We start from the raw sequence: 16,229 nt of genomic DNA on the forward strand, positions 1-16,229 counted from the left end.
TACGGCGGAACCGGAGGACGCGCAACGTGGCGCAGTCCACAGCGGGCCGTCGCGGATCAAGCTGTCGCGACGGCGCAACGGCCGCGACAATGCCAGTCAATGGCTTTGTCGTCTAAATGGCTTTGTCGCTTTTTGGCGTCGGGTCGTTCGTGCCGCTGGACAGGCACGCTCGTTCTCCACTGCGGGGCGGTCGGTGCGCCGTTCCCGGTGAGCGGGTCGTAGAAGCACTAACCGATGGGCGAGGGGTACGCATGACCGACACCGGCCAGGTCCCGGCCGAGGGGCTGCCGGAGAACGCAGGCATGGTGGAACAGCCAGGCGTTCCCGCGCACGGCGCGTACACCTACCTCTCCGAGACCACCGCCGAGGACGAGGACCTGTTGCTGCTGCCGGGCGCCCAGGGCGCCTGGGGCAACGAGGTCCCGCCCCCCGCTCCCGAGCCCGTCGTCGAGACCGTCCACGAGCCCGCTCCGCACGAGCCCGGCCCGCACGAGACGGCCGGCCGCGACAGCGGTTCCGTCGACCTCGGCGGCGTCCGGCTCGCCGAACCGCCGCCCGCGCCGGTCACCCCGCGCCGCCCGCTGCACCTCGGCCCGCCCCTCCCCGACACCTCCGCGAGCCCGGTCCGCTCCCTCGCCGACCGCGGCCCCGCGGGCGCGCCGGTACGCCAGCCCGGCCCGCCGGCGACCGGCACCGAGTACCTCGACGCCCCCCAACTCCGCGACCTGCCCCCGCAGAGCGGGTCCCCCTGGGGCGCCCCGGCTCCGGTGGGCGCGGGGGAGCAGCCAGCGGAAACGGTTACTCCGCTTGGCGAACCGGCGACCGAGTCCGTCGGCGCGGCCCAGGCCACGATGGCGAGACTCGCCACGGAAACGGTCGGCGGAGGCGTCGCCACGGAGGCCCCGGACGCCGGGTTCGTCACACCCGAACCGGTTCCGGTCACGGGCATGGCCACGGACCCGGGCATGGCACAGGCTCCCGACGCCGGCGAGGCGTGGCAGGGCCACGGGCAGGTGTACGCGGGGGAGCCCGCAGCGGCTTTCGCCCACGTGAGCACGGAGAGTTCCGGCAACACCGGCGTCCCCGAGACCGGCCGACCGGCGGCGGAAACCGAGGGTTCGGTCGCCGTGCAGGGCTCCGACGCGGGGTACGCGCCGGAGAACGGCGGTGCCGCCGAGGGTGTGGATGCTTCGGGTGTCGCGCCCGTGCCCGTGCCCGAGGACGCGTTTGCTGTGGGGACCGGTTCTGGCCCCGAGGAAGCGTTCGCCGCAGGCGCGGGTTCCGTGTCCGAGGACGCGGTGGTCGTGGGTGAGGGTGCCGTGCCCGAGGGCGCGTCCGTGGTGGGTGCGGGACAGGTGCCCGGTGACGCGTTCGCTGTGGAGGGCGGGCAGGTCCAGGACGGCGCTGTGGTGCCGGATGTCGCCGAGGTGCCGGTGAGCGTCGACGATGCGGCTGCTGTGCCTGTGCCTGTGCCTGTGCCGGTTTCCGAGGAGGCGTTCGTTTCCGAGGTCGGGCCGTTGCCGGAGGCCGAAGAGGTCTACGACGCCGGGTTCGCTGCCGGGAACGGGCAAGGCGCTGAGGCCGGGGCGGTTCATGACGCCGGGCAGGCCCCCGAAGCCGTAGTCGCTCCGGAGCCGGGCCCGACGCAGGACGGCGCGTTCGCTCCCGACGCCACGGAAGCGTACGAGACCGAGACCGAGACCGAGATCGCGACCGAGACCGAGACCGAGCCCGAGGTCGCCCCGGTCGAGGCACCTGGTGTCATCGCCCAGGAGGTCGAGCAAACTCCGGCCGCCCCGGCGGTAGTTGAGGCTCCGCTCACCCCCGAAGCAGTGTCCATGCCTCCCCAAGCCGCTCCAGACCCGGACACGGCACAATCCGAGGTCGCGGCACCTCCGGTCGAGGCGACCCCCGACCCGTCGCAATCGGCCGAAGCCGAAGCCGAAGCCGAAGCCGAAGCCGTACTGGAAGTCGCGCCGGAACCCGAACCCGCACCGGCCCCCCAGCCCGTCGTACTCGAAGGCAACGCTGGACCGGAACCCACGGAGCCCCCCGAGGCCACCCTCCTCGCCCAACCCCCCACCCCCGACGCCCAGTTCGCCGAACCGCCGCACGTGCACGCGCTCCCGCCGGAGCCCCAGCCGGACGATTCGCTCGGCCGTTTCGTGGCGGTGGAGGGCTCGGTGCCCACCACCCCGCACCTCGCGCCGACCCCGCCGCACGCCCTCACGCTCCCCGCGGAGGAACCCTTCGCCACGGTCCCCGCCCCCCGTGAGGCCGACGGCGACCCCGAACTCGTACAGCACGCGGACGACCTGGACACCCGGGCCGCCGATCAGGAAGAAGAGAGCACGGCCGCAGTGGAAGACGTACGAGAGTCCACCGGCCCGGCCGCGCCCGCCTACGACGACGCCGAGCGCGAGGCCGTGCTGAAGGTGATGCGCGAGCGCCGGGACATCCGCAACGGCTTCCGCAGTGACCCGATCCCGCACGACGTGCTGTTGCGGGTGCTCGAGGCGGCGCACACCGCGCCGTCCGTCGGGCACTCGCAGCCGTGGGACTTCGTGGTCATCCGTTCCGCCGACACCCGCCGGGCCATGCACGAACTGGCGCAGAGCCAGCGCGAGGCGTACGCGAAGTCGCTGCCCAAGGGCAGGGCGAAGGTCTTCAAGGAACTGAAGATCGAGGCCATCCTCGACACCCCGGTGAACATCGTCGTCACCGCCGACCCTACCCGCGGCGGTCGCCACACCCTCGGCCGGCACACGCAGCCGCAGATGGCGCCGTACTCCGCCGCCCTGGCCGTCGAGAACCTCTGGCTCGCCGCCCGCGCCGAAGGCCTCGGCGTCGGCTGGGTCAGCTTCTTCGACGAGCGCGAGATGGTCCGCGCGCTCGGTCTGCCGGAACACCTGGAGGTCATCGCGTACCTCTGCGTCGGCTACGTCGACGAGTTCCCGGAGGAGCCCGAGCTGATGCAGGCGGGCTGGTCCAAGCGCCGTCCCCTGTCGTGGGTCGTGCACGAGGAGACGTACGGCCGCCGTGCCCTGCCCGGCGAGGACCCGCACGACCTGCTCGCCGAGACCGTCGCCGGTATCCGCCCGCTGGACGCGAAGGCGCTCGGCGAGGCGTGGGAGCGGCAGAAGCGGATGACGAAGCCGCCGGGCTCGCTCGGCATGCTGGAGATCATCTCCGCGCAGTTGTCCGGCCTGTCCCGGCAGTGCCCGCCGCCGATCCCGGAGCCTGCGGCCGTCGCGATCTTCGCGGGCGACCACGGCGTGCACGCGCAGGGCGTCACGCCCTGGCCGCAGGAGGTGACGGCCCAGATGGTCGCCAACTTCCTTGGCGGCGGCGCCGTTTGCAACGCCTTCGCGAGCCAGGTGGGCGCCGAGGTGTGCGTCGTGGATGTCGGCGTGGCGTCCGAACTCCCGGCCACGCCCGGCCTGTTGCCCCGCAAGATCCGGGCCGGCACGTCCGACATGACGACCGGTCCCGCGATGACCCGCGAGGAGGCCAAGCAGGCCATCGAGGTGGGCATCGAGACGGCCCGCGACCTCGTCGCGGCCGGCAACAAGGCTCTGCTCACTGGTGAGATGGGCATCGCGAACACCACCGCGTCCGCCGCCCTGATCTCGGTCTTCACGGACACCGACCCCGCCGAGGTGACGGGCCGCGGCACCGGCATCAACGACGAGACCCTGGCCCGCAAGACGGAGGTCGTGCGCCGCGCGATCGAACTCCACCAGCCGGACCCGGCCGACCCCGTCGGCGTACTCGCCGCGATCGGCGGCTTCGAACACGCGGCCATGGTCGGCCTGTTGCTCGGCGGCGCGTCGCTGCGTACGCCGGTGATCCTGGACGGCGTCAGTGCCGGTGCCGCCGCCCTGGTGGCCCGCGCGATCGCCCCCGAGGTCCTCGCGGCCTGCATCGCGGGCCACCGCAGCGCCGAACCGGGCCACGTGGCCGCCCTCAACAAGCTCGGCCTGCGCCCCCTGGTCGACCTCGACCTCCGCCTCGGCGAGGGCACGGGCGCCCTGTTGGCCCTGCCGCTGGTGCAGAGCACGGCGAGGGCGATGCACGAGGTGGCGACGTTCGACTCGGCGGGCGTCACCGAGAAGTAGGCACGAGGACGTTCCGGGACTGCGGTTCCGGGCGCCTTCGCCGGGCCCGAGTGGTCCGTGGGCAGGCGTTCCGCAGGGCGGAACGGGTGGGCACGGACCACGGACCCGCAGTCGGCGATGGTGCTCAGCCACTGGACCGCCTGAGCCGCCATGCTGACCTGCCCTTAAAATCTGCACGTCAGGGCTACCGCACGCCGTAAAGAGGAGCCGCACCCTCATGGCCGAAAACCCCGCCTACCCCGTAGGCCTCCGCCTCACCGGCCGCAGGGTCGTCGTCCTCGGCGGCGGCCAGGTCGCCCAGCGCCGCCTCCCGGCGCTGATCGCGGCGGGCGCCGACATCACCCTCGTATCCCCGGAAGCCACCCCCTCCGTCGAGGCGATGGCGGACGCGGGCGAGATCACCTGGGAGCGGCGCCCGTACGCCGACGGCGACCTCGCGAACGCCTGGTACGCCCTGATCGCGACGAGTGACACCGACGCCAACACCGCCGCCTCCGCCGAAGCGGAGCGCAACCGCGTCTGGTGCGTCCGCTCCGACGACGCCGACCAGGCCACCGCATGGACCCCGGCGACGGGCCACAGCGAGGGCGTCACCATCGCCGTACTCACCACGGACGCGCGCGGCCGGGACCCCCGCCACACCGCCGCCATCCGCGACGCGGTCGTCGAGGGCCTGCGCGACGGCACCCTCGTCGCCCCCCACCACCGCACCCGCACCCCGGGAGTCTCCCTCGTCGGCGGTGGCCCCGGCGACCCGGACCTCATCACGGTCCGAGGCCGCCGCCTCCTCGCCGAGGCCGACGTCGTCATCGCCGACCGCCTCGGCCCCCGCGACCTCCTCGCCGAACTCCCCCCGCACGTCGAGGTCATCGACGCGGCGAAGATCCCCTACGGCCGCTACATGGCCCAGGAGGCCATCAACAACGCCCTGATCGAACACGCCAAGCAGGGCAAGTCGGTCGTACGGCTGAAGGGCGGCGACCCCTTCGTCTACGGCCGCGGCATGGAGGAGGTCCAGGCGCTCGCCGAGGCCGGAATCCCGTGCACGGTCGTGCCCGGCATCTCCAGCTCGATCTCGGTCCCCGGAGCCGCCGGCATCCCGGTCACCCACCGAGGTGTCGCACACGAGTTCACGGTGGTCAGCGGCCATGTAGCCCCTGACGACGAGCGTTCGCTGGTCGACTGGCAGTCCCTCGCGAAGCTCACCGGCACGCTGGTGGTCCTGATGGGCGTGGACAAGATCGGGAAGATCGCCGAGACCCTGATGGCGCACGGGAAGCCGGTCGACACCCCCGTAGCTCTCATCCAAGAGGGCACGACGGCCGCCCAGCGCCGGGTGGACGCGACCCTCGCGACGGTCGGCGAGACGGTACGCACGGAGGACGTGAAGCCGCCGGCGGTGATCGTCATCGGCGCGGTCGTCACCGTGGGCCCGCGGACATCTGCGTAACCCCGGGTAACACAACCCGTTCCCAGCCGTTGGCACCACACCCAGGACAAGGCAGTATCACCCTGTGGCCGATCTCATCACCGTTGAGGATCCCGACGACCCGCGCCTGCGTGATTACACGGGCCTGACCGACGTAGAGCTGCGCCGCAAGCGCGAACCGGCCGAGGGCCTGTTCATCGCCGAGGGCGAGAAGGTCATCAGACGGGCCAAGGACGCGGGCTACGAGATGCGCTCCATGCTGCTGTCCGCGAAGTGGGTCGACGTCATGCGGGACGTCATCGACGAACTCCCGGCCCCGGTCTACGCGGTGAGCCCGGAACTGGCCGAACGCGTGACGGGCTACCACGTCCACAGGGGCGCGCTCGCCTCCATGCAGCGCAAACCCCTCCCCACGGCGGACGAACTCCTCCAGACCACCCGCCGGGTCGTCGTCATGGAATCCGTCAACGACCACACCAACATCGGCGCGATCTTCCGCTCGGCGGCGGCCCTGGGCATGGACGCGGTCCTGCTGTCCCCCGACTGCGCGGACCCTCTGTACCGCCGCAGTGTGAAGGTCTCGATGGGCGCGGTCTTCTCCGTCCCCTACGCCCGCCTCGACAGCTGGCCCAAGGGCCTGGAGTCGGTCCGCGAGGCCGGCTTCACCCTCCTCGCCCTCACCCCCGACGAGAAGGCGAAGAGCCTCGACGAGGCCGCCCCGCACCGCATGGACAGGGTGGCCCTGATGCTGGGAGCGGAGGGCGACGGCCTCTCGACCCAAGCCCTGGTGGCGGCCGACGAATGGGTCCGCATCCCCATGGCCCACGGCGTCGACTCCCTCAACGTGGGCGCCGCCGCTGCCGTCGCCTTCTACGCGGTGGCCACCGGCCGCCCCGACCTCTAGGAGCATGGCTTGGCCCAGCGCGAGGCGATCGTCGCAGTCCTCCGGCGCGCGGACCGCGTCCTCGTCATCCGCCGCGGCCCCGACTCCGCCCGCTCCGGCTACTGGGCTCCCCTCAGCGGCAAACTGGAACCGGGCGAAACCCAGGAAGAAGCCCTGGTCAGAGAGGTCCACGAGGAGGTCGGCCTCACGGTATCCCCCCTCTCCAAAGTCTGGCAGTCCGAGACCGACGACGGCACCTTCCGCCTCCACTGGTGGACAGCCACCGAAACAGGCAACGGCACGATCGTCCCCGACCCGGGCGAGGTCTCCGAGGTCCGCTGGGTCACACCGACGGAGTTCCTGACGATGACCCCACTCTTCGACGCGGACCGAGAGTTCTTCACACATGTCCTGCCGGGCTTGTAGACGCGGTGAAGAGGGGGCCGGGGATCGCGAGACACCTCTTCACCACGGGCCGACATCACTCAGCCCGTCCGGCGTTTGAGGACGAGGCCCTTTCGGGGCCGATGGGGGTCTGGGGGCGCAGCCCCCAGGCGGGGCCGAAGGGGCGGCAGCCCCTGGGGATGGGACGGGTAGGGGCGGCGGGGGCGGAACAACCCCACGACGACGCCGCCTACAGTTCCGTACTGTCCGCCTGTACGAGGCGCTCCTGTCGCTCCTGCTGACCAACGCCCCCGGCACCCCCCGTACGACCAAGCCCGTGAGCCGGCCCCGAGCACCCCTGAGCCACCGCGATCCCCAGCGCGACCAGCAACGTCACCACGACGAACACGAACAACCGCTGCCGCAGCAGCCGCGGATTCGCGGGCCGCCGCCCGGTACCCGTGCCCCGCGGACCAGGCCGCCCGGTGCCACTACGAGGCGAGGGCCGGCTCCCGCTGCCGGACCGAGTGGTGTTCCGCCCCGCAGGAGTCGGCCGAGCCTGACTCGGCCGAGACGGGACTCCACCGCCACCCCCGCCCCCGCGCGAGGGACTACCACCACCCCGCGAAGGCGGAGCCGCACCGCGCGGCGCAGGCGTGCCCTGCGGACGCCGCCCGCTCTGCGTGGTGCGCTGCTCCGGATAACTGTCGGTGAGACGCCCGGTGGGCCGGTCCGCCTCCCCCGCGCGGGGCGAGGGCGGCCGTACGTCGGACAGCCCCTGGGCCTCACGGGCGGCGATCTCCTTGAGCCGCAGGGACAGTTGAAGGGTGCTGGGCCGCTCCTCGGGGTCCTTCGCCAGACACGCCCGCACCAGCGGGGCAAGCGCGTCCGGCACCCCGTGCAGCTGCGCCTCCTCGTGCACCACGCGGTACAGCATCACCTCGGAACTGCCGTGCCCGAAGGGCGAGTCGGAGGTTGAGGCGTACGCGAGCGTGGCCCCGAGCGAGAAGACATCCGTGGCCGGCGTGACCGCAGCTCCCCGCACCTGCTCAGGGGCGAGGAACCCGGGCGAACCGACCGCCGTACCGACATGCGTGAGCGTCGACGCACCGGTCGCCCACGCGATACCGAAGTCGATGATCCGCGGCCCCTTGGGGGACAGCAGAATGTTGGACGGCTTGAGATCCCGGTGGACGACACCGGCCTCGTGCACCGCGACCAGCCCCTCCGACAGCGCGGCCCCGATCGCGGCGACCTCGGCAGCCCCCAGCGCCCCCTCGTCGGCGACCTTGTCGTGCAGGGAGGGCCCGGGAACGTACTGCGTGGCGAACCACGGCCGATCGGCTTCCAGATCCGCCGCGACCAGCCGGGCCGTGCACCCACCCCGGATCCGCCGCGCGGCCGACACCTCGCGCGCGAACCGCGAACGGAACTCCTGGTCCTCCGCCAGGTCCGGCCGGATGACCTTCAGCGCGACCCGCTGACCCTTGCGGTCGGAGCCCAGATAGACGACGCCCATTCCGCCCGCGCCGAGCCGTCTGTGAAGCCTGAACGAGCCGACGACGCGCGGGTCCTCGCGCCTCAGGCGCATCATCGCCATGTTCATCCCCGCTGCCCGGTCCGTGTGACGAGCGACAGCTTACGTTTCCCCGGGCGCCCGCGCGCAAAGGCCGCGCCCTCTCGGACCGACGGATTGTCAGTGCCGGGTGGGAAACTTGAAGAGTGGTCAGAGGCCGTGCGAACAGCAGGACTTCGCACCACCCCCGACCCCAACCAACCATCACAGAAGGGGGATTGAGCGCGTGAAGGGTGATCGCGTCGAGATAGTGGTGGACGCCGGCGACACAACACGTACATACGAGGTGGTGGCGAGCAGGGCGGGCCGCAGGGTGGAGACAGCGGTACGACGAGGTGTCGTGGAAGTGAGCGAAGTCACCCGCAACGGCTCCGTCGTCCGCACCGCCCGCTTCATGGCGACCCGGGTCCTCGCCCTGGTCGAGCAGCCGGTCCCGCGCGAGGACAGCTCAGAGAAAGCGGGGCACACCGGACTCACCCTCCGGGAAGACCCCGAGACCTAGGACTCCGTCTCCACCCAGGGGAGTACTTCGCAGGTCATTGCTCATCCTCCGGGAGGCCCGCCAATCGGTACGAGGGCATGACGACCCGCACCCGCCGCACGCCTAGATTTGAGGTCAAGCGGCGGGTGCAGCACTCGTCCCCCGAGGTCAGACACCCGCCGCTGCCAACGACAACCGAGTTCGGTCAACGGAGCACGGTCAGGAGAGGGACCATGGCCTACACGGCACCGCGGGCATTGATCCGCACAGAGGGACGCAAGGCGTACAACGCGGCGTTCCGCACCCGCCGCACAGGCCGTCGCCACCCACTGGTGGCGACCTTGATGGCACTTCCCCTGGCGGTCCTGCTCCTAGTCGTCTTCGACGGCTGGGAGACCGTGGCCACACAAGCGTCGTCCGTGGGAGTGATGCTGGGGCGCTGAGCGGCGACCCCAGGCCCGGAAGAGCGGTCCGGGCGGGGACATCCACCCATGAAACCCCGTGGGGACGGGGGTGCGGCGGACGGCAAAAAAAGCCGGCGCAGCTGGGGAGCTGCGCCGGCTTTGCTTTGCCCGTCCGACTGCCGAGTTCAGGCCCGCTGTCCTCAGCCCGTCCGGCAACCTCTCAACGCGGGCTGACATCACTCAGCCCGTCCGGCGTTTGAGGACGAGGCCCTTTCGGGGCCGATGGGGGTCTGGGGGCGGAGCCCCCAGGCGGGGCCGAAGGGGCGGCAGCTCCTGGAGATGGGACGGGTAGGGGCGGCGGGGGCGAAAACCCCTGGGCCCACCCACCCGTACAGGCCGCCCGAAACCGCCGTAGACCCCCACCACCGCACCACCCCGTACGCTCGCGACGACACCCCACCACCCGCCCCCAGGAAGCCCCGTGACTGCCACCCCTCTGCTCTCCGAACTCACCACCCGAGCCAGAGCCGCAGCACACGCCCAGACCCCCGGCTGCCCCTGCGGAGCAACCCGCACCCTCACCGACCGCCCCGACGGCACAGTCGTCCGCCACGCCGACACCGTCGCGAAGGCCCACGCCCCGGACACCCACCCCACCGACCTCACCACTCGCCTCACCACGGCCGAGCACCTCCCCGGCATCCTCCTGCCCCCACTCGCCCCCACCCCCCTCACCCTGCACGACCGCCTCGTGACCTTCTGGCCCTACGGCACCCCCGTGGACCCGGACGACCCGGACGCGGCCCCCTGGGAAGCCGCGGCCACCCTCCTCGCCCGCCTCCACCGCACCCCCGCCCCGACTCACCTCCCACCCATGCGAGGCCCCCTCAAGGCGCTCCGCGCGATCACCCGGCTCCGCGCGGCCTGCCCCCACCCCGCCGCCGCCCCCGTCCTGCACGCCTGGACGCTCCTCCCCGCCTGGGCCCGCGCGGAGGCCCCCCAGCCGGACACCACCACCCTCTGCCACGGCGACCTGCACCTCGGCCAGCTGGTCCGGTACCCGGCCCCCGACGGCCCGTGGCTGCTGATCGACGTCGACGACCTGGGCGCAGGGGTCCCCGGGTGGGACCTGGCCCGCCCCGCCGCCTGGTACGCCTGCGGGCTGCTCCCGCCCGACGAGTGGACCCGCTTCCTGTCCGCGTACCGGGCTGCGGGCGGCCCGGCGGTCCCCGCGGACGGCGACCCCTGGCCCGCCCTGGACGTCCCGGCCCGAACGCTCACCGTGCAGACCGCCGCCCTCGCCATCGTCAAGGCGGTCGCGGCGGACCGCCCGCTCGACGAGGTGGAGCAGGCGGTCGTGGACGCGTGTGCCCGAATGGGTTCCGTCCCGCCCGAGTTGGCGTCCGGATTCGCGAAGTAGGGTGCAACCGACCGGGGTCGGACGGAGTCTGTCCTGGGGAAACACCAAGATGTACCGACGGGCGAGGAGTTGAGCCGAGCATGCAGTGTCCGAAGTGCCATGCGCCGATGCACACGTACAACCGCAACGGTGTCCAGATCGAGCAGTGCAGCAACTGCCGGGGGATCTTCCTCGACTACGGCGAGCTGGAGGCGCTGACCCGCGTGGAGTCCCAGTGGCAGCAGCCCGCCCCGCCGCCCCCGGGCCCGGGCCCGCAGGCCTACCCCGCCCCGCCCGCGCCCGCCTGGGGCGCCCCGCACGGCGGCGGTCACGGCGGTGGCCACTACGGAGGTCACGGCGGCCACCACCGCCACAAGAGCTTCGGCCACATGCTGTTCTCCAGCTGACCGGCACACGGAAGAACCCCCGGCCGTACGGGACGGCCGGGGGTTCCGGAGTGTGGACGATACTGGGATTGAACCAGTGACCTCTTCCGTGTCAGGGAAGCGCTCTCCCGCTGAGCTAATCGTCCTCGGGACCACGATCCGCGGATCATGGGCGGTGCGTGCGCGATACTGGGATTGAACCAGTGACCTCTTCCGTGTCAGGGAAGCGCTCTCCCGCTGAGCTAATCGCGCGGGGATCCTTGCGGACCAAGTCCTTGCGGACCAAGTCCTTGCGGACCAGTGGACGATACTGGGATTGAACCAGTGACCTCTTCCGTGTCAGGGAAGCGCTCTCCCGCTGAGCTAATCGTCCTTGGAGGTGGAGACGGGATTTGAACCCGTGTAGACGGCTTTGCAGGCCGTTGCCTCGCCTCTCGGCCACTCCACCAGGAGCGTAGGGGTTCGGGAAGATCCCCCACTTTTTGCGAGCGGACGACCAGGTTCGAACTGGCGACCTCAACCTTGGCAAGGTTGCGCTCTACCAACTGAGCTACGTCCGCTTGTCGTTTCCGCTCCGCTTGCGCGTCGCGGCGACGAGTTGAACTCTAGCGGATTCCCGGGCCAGCACAAAAACGCGTTTGTGCAGCGTGCTGGCCTGCGACTACGGGAACACATGGTCAGGGCACCCATGGGGACACGGCCGGGCAACCTGTGGGACACCCGCCATAGACTCGACGGCGTGTCCCACCTCGTCCCTCTCGCCCGTTTCGGCGGCCGTGTCGCCACCGGTCTCCTCGATGTCACCAGCGATCCCGCGGCCCTGGACTCCACCGGCTTCTGGGCGGTCGCGGCCGACTTCGAGGGCCGTCTGACCTGCGCGCGCTTCCGCGACGTACGACACGAACCGGTCCCGGCACCCGTCCCCGGCGCCTGGCACGGCCCCGCGACCGACGCCTGGACCTCCTCCCTCGACCGCTCCGCCTACACCGCCGGCGTCCGCCGCATCCGGGAGCACATCGCGGCCGGCGAGGTCTACCAGGCCAACCTGTGCCGCGTCCTGTCCGCCCCCGTCGCCCCCGACGCCGACGTGGACGCCCTCACCGCGTTGCTCGCGCGCGGCAACCCGGCGCCGTACGCAGGAACGATTCGGCTTCCCGGCGGCGTCGAGATAGCCACGGCCTCGCCCGAACTCTTCCTGCGCCGCACCGGGCGGGTCGTCGAGTCGGGGCCGATCAAGGGCACCGGGCGGACGGAGGCCGATCTGCTGGAGAAGGACCACGCCGAGAACGTGATGATCGTGGACCTGGTCCGCAACGACCTCGGCCGGGTGTGCGCCACGGGGACCGTGACCGTGCCGGACCTGTGCGTCGTGGAGAAGCATCCGGGGCTCGTCCATCTCGTCTCGACCGTCAGGGGTGAGCTGCCCGCGGACGCCGGCTGGCCGGAGCTGCTGGCCGCCGCCTTCCCGCCCGGGAGCGTCACCGGCGCCCCCAAGTCCAGTGCCCTGCGCGTCATCGACGCCCTGGAGACCGCGCCCCGTGGTCCCTACTGCGGGGGCATCGGGTGGGTCGACGCCGACCGGGGCACCGGCGAACTGGCCGTCGGTATCCGCACCTTCTGGATCGACCGTGCCGACGGCGTGCTCCGTTTCGGCACCGGTGCGGGGATCACCTGGGGTTCGGACCCCGAGGCGGAGTGGCGGGAGACCGAGCTGAAGGCGGCACGGCTGCTCGCGGTAGCGTCGGGAGCGTACGAGGTGAGCGGAGGGGCTCCTTCATGAAGATCTGGCTCGACGGCGGGTTGCAGGACATCGAGTCCGCCCGTGTCTCCGTCTTCGACCACGGACTGACCGTGGGCGACGGCATTTTCGAGACGGTGAAGGCGACGGACGGCAGGACGTTCGCGCTGACCCGCCATCTCGACCGCCTGACCCGCTCCGCGCGCGGCCTCGGGCTGCCCGACCCCGACCTGGACGAGGTCCGCCGCGGCTGCGCGGCCGTCCTCGACGCCAACCCGATGCCGCTCGGCCGGCTGCGCATCACGTATACCGGCGGCCACGGCCCCCTAGGCTCCGACCGCGGCGAACACGGCCCGACCCTCGTGATCGCCCTCGGCGAGTCGAACCGCCGCCCCGACTCCACGGCCGCGGTCACGGTCCCCTGGACCCGCAACGAACGCGGCGCCCTCACGGGCCTCAAGACGACCTCGTACGCCGAGAACGTCGTCGCCCTCGCCCGCGCCCACCAACACGGCGCCTCCGAGGCCCTGTTCGCCAACACGGTCGGCCAACTCTGCGAAGGCACGGGGTCGAACGTCTTCGTCGTCCTGGACGGCGAGATCCACACCCCGCCGGTCACCTCCGGCTGTCTCGCCGGCATCACCCGCGCCCTGACCGTCGAATGGACCGGCGCCAAGGAGACCGACCTGCCGCTGGACGTCCTGGAGCGCGCCGACGAGGTCTTCCTCACGTCGTCGCTGCGGGACGTACAGGCCGTGCACCTGGTCGACGACCGCCAACTCCCGGGCGTGGCAGGGTCGGTGACCGCCAAGGCCATGCGCGTGTTCGACGAGCGGTCGGCCGACGACCTTGATCCATAAAAGCCTCATTCATTGGGCCGACCTGGCGCTCCAGGTCGGGTAGAACACAGGTGATGACCACGACCCTGCGGCCGACCGAGCCGCTGCAGCGCGAGGCCGACGGGACGCGTTCACGCCGTTACCAGGTGTGTGTGAACAGCCGTCCCGTCGGCGCGATACACCTCGGCACGAGTCCGTTCTTCGGTGACTCGGTGGCCCAGATCCTGGACCTGCGCATCGACGAGCAGGACCGTCGGCGCGGCCGGGGCACGGTGGCCGCGCTCGCCGCCGAGGAGGTGGTGCGGGGGTGGGGCTGCGACCGGATCGAGGCATCCGTGCCCGCGGAGGCGGAGGCGGCTCTCAAGGTGGTGACCGCCCTCGGATACGTCGTCCGCAACCGCCACATGGAGAAGCCCCTCGGCGACACCGCGCCCGAACTGCCCGAGGGGAGCCGGGGGAGGCCCATGACGCGGGAGGAGTTCGACCCCTGGCTAGAGCTCGGCACGGAGGGCTTCATCCAGAGCTGGACCGAGCGCGGTGTGCCCGAGGCCGAGGCCCGGACCAGGGCGCTGGAGGGCAACGCCACCCTGCTGCCCGACGGAATGGCCACTGCGGGGATGCTCTTCAGCGTCCTGGAACACGAGGGGACCGAGGTGGGCACGCTCTGGGCGGGCCCGCGCGACGGCAAGGCCTTCGTCTACGAAGTCGAGTCCGACGCACGCCATCGGGGCAAGGGCCACGGCCGCACGCTGATGCTTCTCGCCGAGGCCCAGGGAATCGCGGCCGGTCTGCCGACCATCCGTCTGAACGTCTTCGCGGGCAACACCCCCGCCGAGCGCCTCTACGAGTCACTCGGCTACGAGACGGTCACCTACCACCTGTACAAAAGCCTGCTCTGACACCTGCTTCGCGGCCTACTCGCTGTCTCTGACACCTGCTTCGCGGCCTACTCGCCGTCTCTGAGACGTGCCGCGCGGCTCACTCGCCCCCGGCGAGCAGCCGGTCGGCGATCTCCTCGACGCGGGCGCGGAGCCCGTCCTGGCTCTTGCCGCCGTCGAGCAGCTCACCGCCGATGACGTACGTCGGGGTGCCGGTCACGCCGATGGCCTTGCCCTCGGCCTGGTCGGCGTCGACGATCAGGATGTGCCGGCCGTCGATCAGGGCGGTGTCGAACTCCTCGGCGTCCAGACCGAGTTCACCGGCCACCTCGACCAGGAAGGGTTCTCCCTTACGGCCCAGTTCCTCGACCCGGCCGAGCACGGCCTCGACGTACTCCCAGCCCCGCCCCTGCTCCACGGCCTCCTCGGCGGCCTGCGCGGCGGCGAAGGAGTGTTTGTGCTTCTCCACCGGGAAGTGCCGCAGCCGCAGCTCCAGCCGGTCGCCGTAGCGGGCCCGAAGGGCACGCACATCGTCCAGGGCGGTACGGCAGTCCGGGCACTGCAGCTCGCACCAGACGTCGAGGACGGGGGTGCGCACGGAGGGGAGGTCACTCATGGCACCAGTCTCCCAGCCCCGGCCGCGCCGCCCCAACCGGGACCACGAGCCGCAGGTGTACGACGCCGACCGGCACCTGGGGAGGATGCGACCCGGAGATGTCCCTGATGTCCTACCGGGGCATGGCATCCCGGGGACCGGACGGTGCAGGATGGAAGGGACGAAGTGCGACCTGCCGGACTGGACGCGTCCGACCGAACCGACCGGACGGACCGCGCAAAGCGAACTCGTCCGACCGATACCTGCCCGACGGACCTGCCTGGAGGACCGGATGATTGCCGAGACCGTCTGTTCCGCCGTCTCCGCGGCCGGCTTGGGCATCGCGGCGGTCACCGCGTACCGCAAGCGTTTTCTCTCCGCCGCGCGTATCGCCGCCTATTCGCTGGTGCCGGTCGGCCTGGTGATGACGGGGGTCGTCGGCTGGGCGGCCGACACCGCGTTCAGCCCCGTGGCCTGGGCGGGCTTCGTCGTGCTGGGCGGCGCCTGGCTGCTGTTCACGGGCACCCGTGCCGTGGAGCGCCGCCGTGGTGGCACCCGTGCGGAGCGCAGGGCGGCCCGCGGCTCCGGCCAGGCGGACGCGGTGGCTCCGGCGGCCTCCGCGCCCTCCCTGGGTCCGGCCAAGCGTCCTGTGACCCGGCCGGCCGGGACGCCCCGCGCTCAGGGCGGGGACGACTTCACCGACATCGAGGCGATCCTCAAGAAGCACGGCATATGACGGCCGAACCGGACCGCGACTGAAACGACACAGAGTGAGCCGGGTCCGTCGGTAAGCGTTCAGGACACGACGCGACCCGAAACGGACATCACGGAATTCGGCGAACTCCCTCTCTTATCGGGCGTGTTGATCGCGCCGAGGGTCTCCGCTGCGTCATCATCGCCGCGAGATGCTGGACACGACACAGAGCGACGCCGCGCCGCCGAAGGACGAGCCGCGCGGGTGCCTTTTCGCCCTTTCCCAGCCACCGCTGATGATCTTCCTAGCGGTGATCGGGTGTCTGCTGCTCATGGCCTCGCTGCACGACCTGCTGATGCTGTGAGCCGTACTCGTGGTCCCCGACGTCACCCGCCGGGGGCCACGACCTCATCGATTCCGTCGCG

At 71.6% G+C, this 16,229-nt stretch carries 15 protein-coding genes and 5 tRNA genes; 13 read left to right on the forward strand and 7 right to left on the reverse strand.

The genetic code is table 11. From position 1 onward, the window contains the following. Positions 1–251: 251 nt before the first annotated feature. The 4 genes from cobT to ACIQBL_RS41475 all read left to right on the forward strand — a co-directional run bounded on the left by cobT (position 252) and on the right by ACIQBL_RS41475 (position 6,856). Positions 252–4,118 carry a nicotinate-nucleotide--dimethylbenzimidazole phosphoribosyltransferase gene (gene cobT / locus ACIQBL_RS41460; protein WP_401952282.1) on the forward strand — a complete coding sequence of 1,289 codons (3,867 nt, stop codon included), beginning with the start codon at positions 252–254 and terminating at the stop codon, positions 4,116–4,118. Positions 4,119–4,335: 217 nt separating this feature from the next. Continuing rightward, positions 4,336–5,568: a uroporphyrinogen-III C-methyltransferase gene (gene cobA / locus ACIQBL_RS41465; protein WP_401952285.1), complete on the forward strand. Its 1,233-nt coding sequence runs from the start codon at positions 4,336–4,338 to the stop codon at positions 5,566–5,568. Between the two features lie 64 nt (positions 5,569–5,632). After that, the gene (locus ACIQBL_RS41470) at positions 5,633–6,451 is read left to right on the forward strand and encodes a TrmH family RNA methyltransferase (RefSeq protein ID WP_401952288.1); all 819 of its coding nucleotides are present in this window, start codon (positions 5,633–5,635) and stop codon (positions 6,449–6,451) included. Positions 6,452–6,460: 9 nt separating this feature from the next. Continuing rightward, positions 6,461–6,856, forward strand: a complete 396-nt coding sequence (locus tag ACIQBL_RS41475) for an NUDIX domain-containing protein (RefSeq protein ID WP_401952290.1) — start codon at positions 6,461–6,463, stop codon at positions 6,854–6,856. A 208-nt stretch (positions 6,857–7,064) separates the two neighbouring features. Here the strand turns inward: ACIQBL_RS41475 and ACIQBL_RS41480 are convergent, their stop codons facing one another. Continuing rightward, complete coding sequence (locus tag ACIQBL_RS41480; RefSeq protein ID WP_401952293.1) at positions 7,065–8,420, reverse strand: serine/threonine-protein kinase; 1,356 nt, start codon at positions 8,418–8,420, stop codon at positions 7,065–7,067. Positions 8,421–8,616: 196 nt separating this feature from the next. Between ACIQBL_RS41480 and ACIQBL_RS41485 the strand changes: the two genes are divergently transcribed. From ACIQBL_RS41485 to ACIQBL_RS41500, 4 genes are all read left to right on the forward strand, one after another. Then, positions 8,617–8,892 (forward strand): hypothetical protein, encoded by a 276-nt coding sequence (locus ACIQBL_RS41485; protein WP_401952295.1) that lies wholly within the window; start codon positions 8,617–8,619, stop codon positions 8,890–8,892. Between the two features lie 212 nt (positions 8,893–9,104). Beyond that, positions 9,105–9,314 carry a hypothetical protein gene (locus ACIQBL_RS41490; RefSeq protein ID WP_401952298.1) on the forward strand — a complete coding sequence of 70 codons (210 nt, stop codon included), beginning with the start codon at positions 9,105–9,107 and terminating at the stop codon, positions 9,312–9,314. 442 nt (positions 9,315–9,756) lie between these two features. Further along, the gene (locus tag ACIQBL_RS41495) at positions 9,757–10,695 is read left to right on the forward strand and encodes a phosphotransferase family protein (protein ID WP_401952301.1); all 939 of its coding nucleotides are present in this window, start codon (positions 9,757–9,759) and stop codon (positions 10,693–10,695) included. 80 nt (positions 10,696–10,775) lie between these two features. After that, entirely contained in the window at positions 10,776–11,081 is a 306-nt protein-coding gene (locus ACIQBL_RS41500; RefSeq protein WP_401952304.1) for a zf-TFIIB domain-containing protein, read from the forward strand. A 53-nt stretch (positions 11,082–11,134) separates the two neighbouring features. Here the strand turns inward: ACIQBL_RS41500 and ACIQBL_RS41505 are convergent. From ACIQBL_RS41505 to ACIQBL_RS41525, 5 genes are all read right to left on the reverse strand, one after another. Next, positions 11,135–11,206 (reverse strand) — tRNA-Val (locus tag ACIQBL_RS41505). A 34-nt stretch (positions 11,207–11,240) separates the two neighbouring features. Beyond that, positions 11,241–11,312, reverse strand: a tRNA-Val gene (locus tag ACIQBL_RS41510). A gap of 49 nt (positions 11,313–11,361) precedes the next feature. Then, positions 11,362–11,433: transfer RNA gene (locus ACIQBL_RS41515), tRNA-Val, on the reverse strand. Between the two features lies 1 nt (position 11,434). Further along, a tRNA-Cys gene (locus tag ACIQBL_RS41520) sits at positions 11,435–11,508 on the reverse strand. Between the two features lie 39 nt (positions 11,509–11,547). Continuing rightward, positions 11,548–11,620, reverse strand: a tRNA-Gly gene (locus tag ACIQBL_RS41525). Between the two features lie 179 nt (positions 11,621–11,799). On the opposite strand from ACIQBL_RS41525, the gene ACIQBL_RS41530 reads away from it, so the two are divergent. From ACIQBL_RS41530 to ACIQBL_RS41540, 3 genes are read left to right on the forward strand one after another with little or no spacing between them, the layout of a single operon-like run. Continuing rightward, positions 11,800–12,840 carry a chorismate-binding protein gene (locus ACIQBL_RS41530; RefSeq protein ID WP_401952307.1) on the forward strand — a complete coding sequence of 347 codons (1,041 nt, stop codon included), beginning with the start codon at positions 11,800–11,802 and terminating at the stop codon, positions 12,838–12,840. Then, complete coding sequence (locus tag ACIQBL_RS41535) at positions 12,837–13,658, forward strand: aminotransferase class IV (RefSeq protein WP_401952309.1); 822 nt, start codon at positions 12,837–12,839, stop codon at positions 13,656–13,658. The genes ACIQBL_RS41530 and ACIQBL_RS41535 overlap by 4 nt, the downstream gene beginning before the upstream one ends. Before the next feature lie 53 nt (positions 13,659–13,711). Next, a complete protein-coding gene (locus ACIQBL_RS41540) occupies positions 13,712–14,536 on the forward strand; it encodes a GNAT family N-acetyltransferase (protein WP_401952312.1) in 825 nt (274 codons plus the stop codon). Between the two features lie 79 nt (positions 14,537–14,615). Here the strand turns inward: ACIQBL_RS41540 and ACIQBL_RS41545 are convergent, their stop codons facing one another. Next, positions 14,616–15,131 carry a DsbA family protein gene (locus tag ACIQBL_RS41545; RefSeq protein WP_401952315.1) on the reverse strand — a complete coding sequence of 172 codons (516 nt, stop codon included), beginning with the start codon at positions 15,129–15,131 and terminating at the stop codon, positions 14,616–14,618. Between the two features lie 271 nt (positions 15,132–15,402). Here ACIQBL_RS41545 and ACIQBL_RS41550 point away from each other — a divergent pair, with 271 nt between their 5' ends. Both ACIQBL_RS41550 and ACIQBL_RS41555 read left to right on the forward strand, forming a co-directional pair. Beyond that, positions 15,403–15,846 carry a hypothetical protein gene (locus ACIQBL_RS41550; RefSeq protein WP_401952317.1) on the forward strand — a complete coding sequence of 148 codons (444 nt, stop codon included), beginning with the start codon at positions 15,403–15,405 and terminating at the stop codon, positions 15,844–15,846. Between the two features lie 169 nt (positions 15,847–16,015). Then, entirely contained in the window at positions 16,016–16,168 is a 153-nt protein-coding gene (locus ACIQBL_RS41555) for a hypothetical protein (protein ID WP_019059824.1), read from the forward strand. Positions 16,169–16,229: the final 61 nt, after the last annotated feature.

Source organism: Streptomyces sp. NPDC088350 (assembly GCF_044753545.1).
In the GTDB taxonomy this organism is placed as follows: domain Bacteria; phylum Actinomycetota; class Actinomycetes; order Streptomycetales; family Streptomycetaceae; genus Streptomyces.